A 13279-nucleotide genomic window follows, 5' to 3' on the forward strand; every position below is an offset into this window, starting at 1 on the left:
GGACAATTCGCATTTTCTTACCTCGCGCGCATACTTTCATAATTAGTGGTTGAATGTACCAAAGTCGATTTTGATGTTTTCAAACATAGCGATGATTTTGTTCAGCAGTTTCATATTGATCTCCTCGTCAGTGAATGTTTTTTGTGATGCTGTTCACGTTTTTAATCCTACTCGCGCTGATACGGCAGGTCAATTTTTTTGTGAACCAAATCACAAAAAAATGAATATTTAGTTTGTTTTAAATAAACCTGCATTTTGATTTCTGCTCGATCGTTTATTCAGTACGGGGTTTTAACCAATATCCTCATTAGCGCCCGCCGGGAAATCAACAAGTCTGCGACGTGAAAGTGCGAAAGCATAGGTAAATAGTCTTGTTTAGCAGTTGAAATAAACGCAGATGAAGCAGGATAATCACTCGCTTCAAATAACCCGGCAAAATTTTGTGGTTTTGCAGGCGATAAACTCATCGTCGGTGTGCAAGACCATAGGGTTCAATGGTGCGTCAGTCATGCTGATGTACTCCCGGTGCAAGGCCGGGTGAACCGCCTGTGATTTACCATTAAATAATGACATTTCAGGGGATACCACCATGTCAAATACGACACGTCAGGCTGATGCGGTACGTCCGCATAATGCGCTTGATGCATTTTTTAAAATCTCTCAGCGCGGGAGTAACGTGCGTCAGGAAGTGTTGGCGGGGTTAACCACCTTCCTGGCGATGGTTTACTCGGTTATCGTTGTGCCGGGCATGTTGAGTAAAGCGGGTTTCCCGCCGAACGCGGTATTTGTCGCCACCTGTCTGGTCGCCGGTTTAGGTTCATTGTTGATGGGCTTGTGGGCCAACCTGCCGATGGCGATTGGCTGTGCGATCTCCCTGACCGCGTTTACGGCTTTCAGTCTGGTGCTGGGGCAGCAGATTAGCGTACCGGTCGCGCTGGGGGCGATTTTCCTGATGGGGGTGCTGTTCACTCTCATCTCCGCCACCGGGATCCGTACCTGGATCCTGCGCAATCTTCCGCTGGGCGTCGCGCACGGTACAGGGATCGGTATCGGTCTGTTCCTGCTGATTATCGCCGCCAACGGCATTGGTTTGGTGATTAAAAACCCGATTGATGGTCTGCCCGTCGCGCTGGGGGATTTCACCTCATTCCCGGTGATTATGGCGCTGTTGGGGCTGGCGGCGACGATCGGTCTGGAGAAACGTCGTGTTCCCGGCGGCATTTTGTTGGTGATCATCGCCATCTCTCTTATCGGTTTGATTTTCGATCCGAGTGTGAAATATCAGGGCTTTTTTGCGCTGCCCAGTCTGACGGGCGCGGACGGCACCTCTCTCATCTTCAGTCTGGATATCATGGGCGCGTTGCAGCCGGTGATATTGCCAAGCGTACTGGCGTTGGTGATGACGGCGGTCTTTGACGCCACCGGCACCATTCGTGCGGTAGCGGGCCAGGCGAATCTGTTGGATAAAGACGGACAAATCGTCAACGGCGGCAAAGCATTGACGGCGGACTCCGTCAGCAGCATCTTCTCCAGCCTGGTGGGAACCTCGCCAGCGGCGGTTTACATTGAATCCGCCGCTGGTACGGCAGCAGGAGGCAAAACGGGTTTGACCGCCACAGTGGTCGGCGTGTTGTTCCTGCTGATTCTATTCCTGTCCCCGTTATCTTATCTGGTGCCGGGCTATGCGACGGCGCCGGCGCTGATGTATGTCGGCCTGCTGATGCTGGGCAACGTGTCCAAACTGAACTTTGACGATTTTGTCGATGCCATGTCCGGCCTGGTGTGCGCGGTGTTTATCGTGCTGACCTGCAACATCGTCACCGGTATCATGCTGGGCTTCGGTTCACTGGTGCTGGGCCGTATCTTCTCTGGTGAATGGCGCAAACTGAATATCGGTACGGTGCTGATCGCGATAGCGTTGGTGGTCTTCTACGCCGGTGGGTGGGCGTTGTAACCCGGCACGGCCTTCGGAGATTTCACGAAGGCCGTTTTATTCCTGTTTTTCCGCTGTTTTCTTGTCACACTGGCTGTGTCCGCTCATTCGTCTGACGCAAATTTCTGTTCCATTGATATCGCTTTTCCGTTTGCTTCTGGTTGATGCTGGGACGGTGCTCAGCAGGAAAACAATTACCTTTATTCTCCGCTAAGAAATTCATTTTCATGCTTCGATAAATGCGCTAAATATGAGATCGTACTTCACGGTCTAACGGATGGAAAACCAACTTTATTGCTGTAGGAGATAGTCTAAGGAAAGCATGGAAATCTTTTTTACGATCCTCATTTTAACCCTGATGGTGTCGTTATCAGGGGTGGTTACGCGAATTTTACCTTTTCAAATACCTTTACCGCTCATGCAGATTGCCGTCGGCGCTATATTGGCGTGGCCTCAGTTTGGTTTGCATGTCGATTTCAATCCTGAATTGTTCATGGTGTTGTTTATTCCGCCGCTGCTGTTTGCCGACGGCTGGAAAACCCCCACGCGCGAGTTTCTGAAACATGGCCGCGAAATTATTGGTCTGGCGCTGGTCCTGGTGCTGATAACGGTGGTGGGCATCGGTTACTTCATCTACTGGATGGTGCCGGGCATGCCGCTGATTGCGGCCTTCGCGCTGGCGGCTGTGCTATCGCCGACGGATGCGGTGGCCTTGTCTGGTATCGTCGGCGAGGATCGTATCCCGAAAAAACTGATGGGTATTCTTCAGGGCGAAGCACTGATGAACGACGCGTCCGGTCTGGTCGCGCTGAAGTTTGCGGTGGCGATCGCGATGGGGACGATGGTCTTCTCCGTGTCGGGCGCGACGCTGGCGTTTCTTAAGGTCGCGGTAGGCGGATTACTGGCCGGTGTCGCCGTCACCTGGCTGTACAGTAAATCCTTGCGCATTATTAGCCGTTGGAGCGGGGATGATGCCGCCACGCAGACGGTTTTGCTGCTGCTGTTGCCGTTCGCCTCTTATCTGATTGCGGAACACATTGGCGTATCGGGTATTCTGGCCGCGGTCGCCGCCGGGATGACCATCGGTCAATCCGGCGTCATTCGTAATGCGCCGCTGAACATGCGATTACGGGCAAACAGCGTCTGGTCGATGCTGGAATTTGTGTTTAACGGCATGGTGTTCATTATGCTGGGGCTGCAACTGCCGGGTATTTTGGAAACGTCGATTACCCAGGCGGAGTTGGATCCGACGGTAGAAACCTGGATGTTGTTTAGCGATATTGTCGTCATCTATACCGCGTTACTGCTGCTGCGTTTTTCCTGGTTGTGGGGAATGAAAAAATACAGCATGTATGTTCAGAAAAAGCGTCCTATGGAGTTCGGGCAATTTACCACGCGCGAGCTATGGATCGCCTCGTTTGCCGGGGTGCGTGGCGCGATTACGCTGGCTGGCGTGCTCTCGATACCACTGCTATTGACCGACGGCACGGCGTTCCCTTCGCGTTACCAACTGGTGTTTATTGCGACGGGGGTGATTCTGTTCTCTCTGCTGTGCGGCGTAATGGCGCTGCCTTTGCTGCTGCGTGGCGTTGTGGTGGCTGATAAAGCCGCTTATGCGAAAGAGGAACGTATAGCGCGCGTCGCCGCTGCGGAAGTCGCCATCGAAAGCCTGCATAAAATGGAGGAGCGCCTGGGGGCGGATCGCGAGGAAAATATCGATCCGCAAGTGCTCAAAGAAGTCAGCGCGCGCGTCATCGGTAATCTGCGACGGCAGGTGGTGGATAAAGACAATCTGGAAAACAGTTTGTTAATTGAAAATCTTGAACGGCGTTTTCGCCTGACCGCGCTGAACTCTGAGCGCGCGGAACTGTATCACCTGCGTGCAACCCAGCAAATCAGCAATGAAACATTGCAAAAAATGCTGCGTGAGTTGGATCTACTGGAAGCCGTGCTTATCGAACGAGGGTAGAGGCATAGCCGTCCTCAGCCCGTATGTCATTGATCTTTTTCCTCTCCTGTTAACCCCATCGCGTCAGCGGTGGGGCCTTTGCCGCATCCTTACCTGATCCTGACACGCCAAACCTGCTGTTGCGATGGTAAACTACTTGTCACTAAATGATAATGATTGTTATTATCTGTGAGGAAAATTCTTAGATCCGCCTTTTATGCCCATGTCGCGCCAGAGTCTGGTTGCGCTGGACACGGTCTGCTATGGCGGGCCGAAAATAATAAATTGAGTATTAACCATAAATTAAATAGGTGAACAGGCCTTGTTTGGTAGGGGAAAGTTATGCGCGTACTGGTAGTTGATGATGATTCCGTTCTGTGCCATTGGCTGGGTTCTAAATTACATTCGCACGGTCATTCATGCCGCATGGTTCATGATGGCGAGCACGCATTAAAAGCGATAAAAGATGAAGTTTATGATGTGGTGTTGCTGGATAGAATGCTGCCAGTGATGGACGGATTTACCGTATTGCGTGAATTACAGGGATCGCGTCATCCGCCCATTATGCTGCTTTCCGCGCTGGATCGGGATGTAGATCGGGTAATGGGATTGGAACTTGGCGCGGAAGATTACCTGGGTAAACCCTTTAATTTTAATGAACTCAGATTGCGGCTGGATATTATGGCGCGGCGCGGTAAACGCCATGCGGATAATTCTTCCGTCCTGACATTCGAAGACCTGCAACTTGATCGTCTGCAACGGGTGGCCTGGCGTGGCGGCAAGCGTATCGATCTGACGGATAAAGAAATCAAGTTATTGATTATTCTAATGGAAAATCCCGGTCAGGCGATAACCCGCACCATGTTGCTGGAGCGAGTATGGGGCTACAATTTCGATCCGCAAACCAATCTGATTGATGTCCATATGTCCAAATTGCGGGCAAAAATCGACCGGGGCTTTCCGCGGCCATTAATTAAAACATTAAGGGCAATGGGGTATTCATTAGGTTCTGTTGACAAGGATAGAACGGATGTCGGCAGCCACGCTGAATAAAATAAAGACCAGGAAACGGAATCGCCGTTGGCAGATAAAAATAAAACACTGGCAATTAATAGGCGCAAATCAATATCCCGGCTTTTTATGTACCGCTAATTTCCGCCAGGCTATCACCATTGCCTTTTTATTTTTGCTGATGATGCTGATGTGTATTATCGGTTTCAGTTTATTAAGTGAAACCCTGGTCAGAACGCATGTCCGTGAAGTTATTCTGGGTAATATTTATGATTATTCCATGCAGTCGCGTTTAAAAAATGCAAATAATCTGATCACCCAACTTCGGCAGGACAATCTGGCGAAAAATGATGAATTACCGCTATTTTTGGTAGCCGATAAAAACGGCGATGTCTTGTATCACAACCACCCGCTGAAGGATCTGCAAAACACCCCGTGCCGGATGGACGTGGCCTGCCTGAAAGCGACGCTGTCGAGTAAGCATGACGCCAATCTGATCGGGTTGTCCGTCATGTTGGACGATGGGACGGTGTTGTTTACCGCCTACAACATCAAACCGATGCTTGAGCGTGTGCGCACCATCCCGCTGGTGGCGGGCGCCGGGCTGTTTATCGTGCTGCTGTTCTGCCTGTTCGTCAGCCGTCACTTCAGCCTGCGGAGCCTGCGCAGCGTCGAGAAAATCCGCGCCGCGCTGCACCGCTACAGCACTGGCGAGCAGCAGGTGCGTATGCCGTTGTCGCGTTATGGCGACGACTTCGACAGCCTGAGCGCGGATATCAACCAGAATCTGGAACGCATCGAACGCCTGATGGAACAAGTGCGCAGCACTTCCAGCCATATTGCTCATGAACTGCGCACACCATTGACGCATCTGCAAAATCGTCTGTTCAACCTGACTGAACGTACCGGTCTGGCGGGCGATGTGCGTGATGAACTGAATCTGGCAGTGGAGGAAGTTCATAAAATTCTCGGCCTGTTCCGCACAGTGATGCGTATTGGTGAAATCGAAAGCGGACGCTGTGTGCATCAGTTTGAAAATATCGAAGCGCGACAATTGCTGGAAGAACTCGCCGAATATTACCAGCCGCTAGCGGAGGCGCGCGGCTGTCGTTTGTTGATAGAGATTAAGGCTGGCATCCAGTTGTTCGGCGATCGGGCGTTGATATTTCAGGCGCTGGCCAACCTGGTGGAAAATGCGCTCAAGTATGCCGCGCAGGGAAAAGAAATCACCCTGGGGATGACGTTATATCAAGGCTGGATCGCGCTGCGCGTTGCCGACCGTGGGCCAGGCATTCCCACGGTGCAGCATGAGAAGGCGCTACAACGCTTTCAGCGGCTGGACGTCAGGCCGCAACAGCCTGGCTACGGGCTGGGGCTGTCATTGGTGAAAGCGATTACCGATCTGCACGGCGGCAAGCTGTGTCTTGAGTCAGCCAATCCGGGATTGACGGTCTATTTATGTCTTAAACGTGTTAAGTCCGTATTAATTCCCCGGTAAATAACCTGCATATTTATTACCCTTGTATTTATTGTGAATTTATATCTTTCATTGATTTATCTGGTTAATTCAACGCGTTTAAAGATTAACTAATATTAATGTTCTGCTTCTTGTTGTTCATGATAATAAGTCTCATTATTAATCCTGTTATCGTCATGGCTCCCGTCAATTGCCATGATCCCTTTGGCTGCGGATAAGAGATATTTCCCATGAATAATATGAAAACCAAACTGCGTGTATTCCTGCGTGATGAAAGCGGTGTAACGGCGATTGAGTACGGCATTCTGGCGGCGGCGATGGCGGCGGCAATTGGCGCGATTTTCGGTAGCGACGGTATTTTTGTTCAGGCGCTGAATGAAAAATTCAGTGAAATCGCCGATCAGATCACCGGTTCCGGCACCAGCGGATCAGGCGCGTCAGGGACAGCGGCGAAATAATCCAGTGGTTGCGTATTCCGCTCAGTGGCTGCAAACGGCAGTGCTGGTTGGGTGTCTGTTGTGGTGTATCAGCACTGATCTGTTGGCGCGCAAGATCCCCAATCAGGCGGTTGTGGTCTTATTGCTGGGTTGGTTGCTTGCCAGCGCGTCGGTGGTCATGCAATCCGGCGCGCCAGATATGACAGCCTTGCGGCAGGCGCTGTGGGCGTTGCCGGGCGCGGTTATTGTTCTGATGGTTGGTTTTTTACTTTTTCTCACCGGCAGGTTGGGCGCGGGAGATGTAAAGCTGATGAGCGTGTTGTGTCTGTGGGTGGGACATGGACACCAGATCGTTTTTGTCATGGTCACCGCCTTGGCGGGAGGCGTGCTGGCGCTGAGTCTGCCGTTACTCAATACCGTGCCGGGTATCATCGGCATGGGTATTCAAACCACGAATCGGATGTTTAAAAGCCGGTTGCCCATGCCGCCCGATCTGCCCGCCGAACTTTCTCAGGGCATTCCTTACGCGCTCGCCATTGCCTTTGGCGCGATGTATGTCCTGATTTTTCCCTTGTTTTAGTTTCGTCGTCACGTTGAGACACGCACGGCTGAGGTAGAACCGTTGAAATGAAAATTAACTCTACATACGTACTGTCAGGGGCGTTGATTCTGGCAGGCATTGTCGCGCTGCTGGTGCGCAGTCATTTGTCGTCGCCGCCGCCCGCGCCACAGGTTGAGATAAAAGCGCCGCAGCAGGTCGCGGTTCTGGTAGCCGCCAAAGATCTCCATCCCGGCGATTTTCTGGATTCCTCCTCGCTGCGCTGGCAGGTCACTGAAGAGCCGGTATCGCGCACATTTAATTTTATCCGTGGTAAAGACAGCCAGACATTGCTGCTGGGCGCCACGCTGCGTGAAACGGTGACCGCCGGCACGCCGCTGACCAGCAATGTGGTGGTCAAGCCCAATGAACCGGGATTCGTCGCCGCCGTGTTGCGTAAAGGGATGCGCGCTATCTCGATTCCAACCAACGCGGTGGCCAGCAATGCCGGTCTGGTGGCGGCGGGCGATCGCGTTGACATTATCCTCAGCCTGAAAAAAGACGAACAGCCGGAACGACAAGCCAGCGGCAGCCAAACCATCGCCTTACCTCTACTGGCATCGCAAACCATCGTGCGCGATTTACGCGTTCTGGCGCTGAATAATCAAACCGACACCGACGTGCGCCCACGACAGGATGTGGTACAGGAAGATAGCGGCGAGACGGTGATGCCCAGCCGTAGCCGCCTGCCTGCCGGCAACAACCGACCGCGCACCGTCAGTTACCAGACGGTCACGGTCGAGGTCACGCCGCAACAGGCCGAAGTGCTGGCGGTGGCGAAAGAGGTTGGCATGTTGCATCTGGCTTTACGCAGTTCAACGCCGGACGAACAGGATGATGGCCGCCAGGATGCGACGCCGCGGGTCACCACGCTGACGCAAAGCACCAGCATCTATAACGGCCTGTCCGGTAGCGGTCATCAGGTTAAGGTTTTCCGGGGCGCACAGAAAGATGTCGTGATGTTCCCATCCCGCTAGCAGCAACCTCACCGCCGGTGAATGGCTGCAAGGTTGCGCATGAAAAAAATGAAGCCCATTACGGAAATTAAGTAAATGACGATCTTTTCCCTGTTTTTGAAATCGGACTTTTGGGATACACGTAAACGATGGCTGGCCGCCGTTTGTCTGACGATGCCGCTGCTGCCCGGCGCCGTTTTCGCTGCGGGAATGACCGAAGTCGCTGAAACCAACGTGGTGCGCATGACGGTGCATCAGGGACGCTTATTGCAACTGGATGCCTTACCCGACAGCGTATTGGTGGCTGACCCGGAAATCGCCAGTTTTGAACTGCCTTCTCCGGGCAACTTGTTCATCTATGCCAGGAACGTGGGAACCACCACGTTGTATGCCATGGACGAGAGCGGCAATGTCATCCATGCCATCCGCATCGTCGCCGAACACGATCTGAAAGCGCTGAGTGAAAGGATGAAGCGGGAATTTCCCAATGCGGATATCCAACTGGAAGCCGGGATCCCCAGCGGGGTGATCGTGCGCGGCAGCGTCGATACGCCGCAGGACGCCAAACGGGTGATCGACAGCGTACAGGCTTATATCGCCGCGTCTTCCTCTTCTTCCGCGAGCGGCGGTGGTGGCGGCGGCGGACAAGGTCTGCCCGGCAGCAGCGAGTCATCCGGCAAAGTCGTCAATCAACTCAAAATCAAAACCCCGTCGCAAATCAATATCCGCGTGCGGGTGGTGGAAGTCTCCCGCAACCTGACCCACGAATTGGGTTTCAACTGGGAAGCGTCGCTGAACCGGGGCAGCGCCAACTTCGGTCTGGGAACCGGTACGGTCGGCGGCTTTTTTGATTCCAGCACCGGGGCGTTTACCGGTGTTGAAGGCAGTAACTTTCTGGGCGTCAATGTCGGCGGCGGCGAGGGTTCGCTCAGCGGATTGTTATCCGCCATGAACAAACAAGGCATGGCTTCCGTGCTGGCGGAACCGAACCTGACGGCCATGTCGGGCGAAACCGCCGCGTTTGCCGCCGGCGGTGAAGTGCCCGTGGTCATCATTACCAATAACAACGTCAATATCGATTACAAATCCTACGGCGTGATCCTGCGCATGACGCCAACATTGCTCTCCGCCAACCGTATCAGTCTGCACATTGCGCCGGAAGTCAGTGAATTGACCTCCGTGGGCGCCGTTGAACTGGAAGGGGGATCGACCATTCCGGCGCTGACGGTGCGCCGCGCCGATACCACCGTTGAACTGGCCAGCGGACAGAGCTTTGCGCTGGCCGGCATGTTGCGCAGTTCCAACAGTCAGACCGTGACCGGGGTGCCGGGGCTGAGCAGCATTCCGGTGATTGGTCGTGCCTTTGAAAATGAATTAACAAGCCATGAGGAAACGGAACTGGTGATTATCGCCACCGCCTATGTGGTGGCGCCAGTGAATGCGGGTGATCTTCAGGTGCCGGGACAGGGCGTCAAAACACTGGACGCCGTGATGCCAAGTTATGGCGCGGTGGGTTATCTCTACTGAGCCTGATGATGAAGGGGGAACACAATGCATAAAAAGACGATTCGCAACGCCGGACGCGTCGCACGAAAACCTTCAGGCAGGCCGATTTCTGGCCTGACGCTGTGCGCCTGCGCCTTTCTGCTGGCGGCCTGTGGTGATAACTCCGTGAACAGCCAACGCATGCAGCGTTATGCGCAACCGGCGCTGGAGCCGATTGAAGTGCGTCCATCCTCGCTGGCGGTCACGTTGCAAGTGGCGGCGGACGGGCGGGGTTTTACCCCGGAATCACTTAAGCGACTCAATGTGATGCTGAAAGATCAAGGTCGGCTGGCCAAACAAACGCTGACGCTGATCCCCCGTACGGCGCGTGGCGAACAGATGGCGGGGCGGTTAGCTTTGGTGCTGAAAAACGCCGGAGCGGACGCGCGGAAAGTGAAACAGATGCGTATCGCGTCCGCCAGCGGTCAGTCCGGCGACCTGGAGGTGATTTCCCAAGCGCTGGCGGTAAAAACCGCCCGCTGTCAGGTGAACGATCCCGGTCTGCTGATGGTAAAGCCATTCGAAGGCATGGGCTACCTGGGCTGTGCGACCCAGAACAATCTGGCGATGATGGTCGCACAGCCGCGTGATTTGCTTCAGGCCAAAACCCTGGATGACGCGGACGGCGTGGTGGCGGTTAACAGCATCGAACGTTATCAATCCGATGAGGTAAAAGAGCTCATCGATATTGACTTTGATGACTAAGGGAGCGGCATGCCATGAGTGAAATGACCCTGGTTGACAACGAAGAACTGGCCGCGCCGCTGGCGGCGTTTGTTCACGCCGCGGAGGAGATCGCCGAGCTTGGCGATCAATTTACGCGCCTGAAACAGCAAGACGTGCCGGTGATGGCGGGCGGCGTGGCGGCGGCGCGCAAGTGGTGTGAATTGAATATCCCGCCGCGCATTCTGCTGGTGGATTTGCAAGGCGCGCGCTGGCCGTTGCCTGAACTGGAAGCTTTGCTCAGCATCTGCGGCCCGACCACGCAGGTGATCGCCACGGGCAAAGAACAGGATGTGGCGCTGTATCGCGCGCTGTTGCAGCTTGGGGTGGTGGACTACCTGCTGAAACCGTTCACGCTGGATCTGCTGGCTTCGACGCTGGCGAAATGCGCGGGCCAGCAAGCCGGGCCGGAGTATGCCCGCATGGGGCGCACTATCGCGGTAGTCAGCGCCAGCGGCGGTTGCGGCGGTAGTACGGTGGCGATGGGATTGAGCCGGTTGTTGTCCGGCGAACGTCATTTACCGGTGGCGCTGGTGGATTTTGACCGTCGTAACGGCGATCAACTGTTGTTGCAGGGACAAAGCGCCGATGCCGGACTGACCGCCGTGCTGGAAACGCAGGAACTGGATACCCGGCTATTGCAACGCGCTATGTTGCGCATTGATCCCCGTCTGCATCTGTTGGCGCAGCATCCTGAACTGGGCGAATTGAACCCGGTGGAGGTGGACAACGTGCTGAATCTCGGCAGCGCGTTGTGCCGCATGTTTAATCAGGTTATCTGGGATCTCCCCAGCAGTTATCCGCCTGGGGCGCTGGATGTGCTGACCTACGCCGATCTGCGCATCATCGTCACCGAACTGACGCTACAGGACGCCCGTAATATTCGTCGCGTACTGCATGAAATTGGCGATGAAAGCGAAGGGCAGCGCCTGTTGCTGGTGCATAACCAGAGCCGTTTCGCCGGGACAACCCCGCTGAGCCGTGAGCAGTTCGAGCAGTTTGTCGGCCGCAAAATCGATGTATCGCTGCCTCATGCCGGTCATACATTGGCGCAAAGCCTGACGCTGGGCGCGTTGAATCTGGCGGCGGCGCCCGCTTTCCAGCAGGCATTGCGCCAGTTGGTCGATCTGGCCTGCGGGGTGCGTACCCAACCGGCGGCAAAACGCTGGTTTTCCCGTTGGTTGAAACGGGCATGAATATCATCCGCATCACCCCGTTGCGACAAAGGGTTAACCGACTATGTTGATTCGTAAAAATAACCTGCAAAAAGGCGAGGCGCACAAAAATACGCCTCAACCGGCGACCGCCAACGTGACCGAACTGAAGGCGCGTCCGGCGGTAGAGAATCGTGCGCAGCCGACGGCAAATAATCCGCCGGCGTCAACCTCCGCCACCCGGCAGGCGGACAGCCGCAGCAGCCAGCGCCGTCTGATCCGCGCCCAGCTTTACGATCAGATCGATGCGGGCAAAGCGGCCATGATGACGCGCGACAAGCTGCTGGTGCAGATCGAAACCGTGATCCGCCGCATCTGCGATGAACAGCGTTTGCAGCTTTCTCGTCAGGAAGAGGAAGTGATTGCGGCGGAAATGCTGGATGAGATGACCGGTATCGGCCCCATCCAACCGTTGCTGGCCGACGACACGGTCAACGACATTCTGGTGAACGGGGCGAATCAGGTCTTTGTTGAACGCTTCGGCAAGCTGGAACTCTCGCCGATCACCTTTATTGATGAAGAACATGTGTTCAACACCGCGCAGCGTATCGCGGCGGCGGTGGGGCGGCGCATCGATGAAGCCAGCCCGATGGTGGACGCCCGTCTGCCGGACGGCAGCCGCGTGAATGTGATTACCTATCCGCTGGCGATCGACGGCACCACTATCTCTATTCGTAAATTCATGCGCCGTAATCTGTCGCTGGAAGCGCTGGCGGAGAGCCGCTGTATGTCCTACGCCATGGCCGATGTGCTGAATAGGGCGATGCAGGCGAAGATTAACGTAATTGTCTCTGGCGGAACCGGCGCGGGTAAAACCACGCTGCTGAACGCGTTATCGCAAAAGATCGGCAGCGACGAACGCATCATCACCATTGAAGACGCCGCCGAACTGCAATTACAGCAGGAGCATGTGATCCGGCTGGAAACGCGTCCCATCAGCGCCGAAGGCACTGGTCGGGTCGATCAGCGCGATTTGGTGCGCAACGCCCTGCGTATGCGTCCTGACCGCATCATCCTCGGCGAAGTGCGCGGCGGCGAAAGCTTTGACATGTTGCAGGCGATGAATACCGGTCATGACGGTTCATTGTGTACTGTTCACGCCAATACCTCGCGGGATTCGATACAGCGTCTGGAAAACATGGTGATGATGGCCAACATGCAATTGCCGCTGATGGCGATCCGCCGTCAGATCGCCAGCGCCGTGCATCTGATCGTACAGATAGAACGGATGCGCGACGGCGTGCGTCGCGTGGTATCGATCACTGAAGTCTGCGGTATGGAGAATGAAGTGATCCAGCTACAGGATCTGTTCACTTTCCAGATCACCGGCAAAGACGCACAGGGCAAACTGACAGGCGAATACGTACAGCACATTCAGCGCCCGCAGTTCTACAGCGATAAAGCGCATTTGTTTGATGCGTGACGACCCGCAGAGGA

At 54.7% G+C, this 13279-nt stretch carries 11 protein-coding genes; all 11 read left to right on the forward strand.

The window, feature by feature from the left end; all coding sequences use genetic code 11:
• Positions 1-589: 589 nt before the first annotated feature.
• On the forward strand, positions 590-1954 hold the full coding sequence (locus NC856_RS07670; RefSeq protein ID WP_264089835.1) for an NCS2 family permease: 1365 nt from the start codon (positions 590-592) through the stop codon (positions 1952-1954).
• Positions 1955-2255: 301 nt separating this feature from the next.
• Positions 2256-3902, forward strand: coding sequence for a Na+/H+ antiporter (locus NC856_RS07675; protein WP_264089836.1), 1647 nt, complete (start codon positions 2256-2258; stop codon positions 3900-3902).
• Positions 3903-4223: 321 nt separating this feature from the next.
• The gene (locus NC856_RS07680; RefSeq protein WP_264089837.1) at positions 4224-4934 is read left to right on the forward strand and encodes a response regulator transcription factor; all 711 of its coding nucleotides are present in this window, start codon (positions 4224-4226) and stop codon (positions 4932-4934) included.
• Positions 4912-6390: a sensor histidine kinase gene (locus tag NC856_RS07685; RefSeq protein WP_264089838.1), complete on the forward strand. Its 1479-nt coding sequence runs from the start codon at positions 4912-4914 to the stop codon at positions 6388-6390. The genes NC856_RS07680 and NC856_RS07685 overlap by 23 nt, the downstream gene beginning before the upstream one ends.
• Positions 6391-6599: 209 nt before the next feature.
• Positions 6600-6827: a Flp family type IVb pilin gene (locus NC856_RS07690; protein WP_264089839.1), complete on the forward strand. Its 228-nt coding sequence runs from the start codon at positions 6600-6602 to the stop codon at positions 6825-6827.
• 4 nt (positions 6828-6831) lie between these two features.
• Complete coding sequence (locus tag NC856_RS07695) at positions 6832-7386, forward strand: A24 family peptidase (protein ID WP_264089840.1); 555 nt, start codon at positions 6832-6834, stop codon at positions 7384-7386.
• Between the two features lie 47 nt (positions 7387-7433).
• Positions 7434-8381: a Flp pilus assembly protein CpaB gene (gene cpaB, locus NC856_RS07700; protein WP_264089841.1), complete on the forward strand. Its 948-nt coding sequence runs from the start codon at positions 7434-7436 to the stop codon at positions 8379-8381.
• Positions 8382-8456: 75 nt separating this feature from the next.
• Positions 8457-9887 (forward strand): type II and III secretion system protein family protein, encoded by a 1431-nt coding sequence (locus NC856_RS07705; protein ID WP_264089842.1) that lies wholly within the window; start codon positions 8457-8459, stop codon positions 9885-9887.
• Between the two features lie 24 nt (positions 9888-9911).
• Positions 9912-10610: a CpaD family pilus assembly lipoprotein gene (locus NC856_RS07710; RefSeq protein WP_264089843.1), complete on the forward strand. Its 699-nt coding sequence runs from the start codon at positions 9912-9914 to the stop codon at positions 10608-10610.
• Between the two features lie 14 nt (positions 10611-10624).
• Complete coding sequence (locus NC856_RS07715) at positions 10625-11824, forward strand: hypothetical protein (protein WP_264089844.1); 1200 nt, start codon at positions 10625-10627, stop codon at positions 11822-11824.
• Positions 11825-11867: 43 nt separating this feature from the next.
• Entirely contained in the window at positions 11868-13265 is a 1398-nt protein-coding gene (locus NC856_RS07720; protein ID WP_264089845.1) for a CpaF family protein, read from the forward strand.
• Positions 13266-13279: the final 14 nt, after the last annotated feature.

This window comes from Brenneria izbisi, assembly GCF_025840185.1.
In the GTDB taxonomy this organism is placed as follows: domain Bacteria; phylum Pseudomonadota; class Gammaproteobacteria; order Enterobacterales; family Enterobacteriaceae; genus Brenneria; species Brenneria izbisi.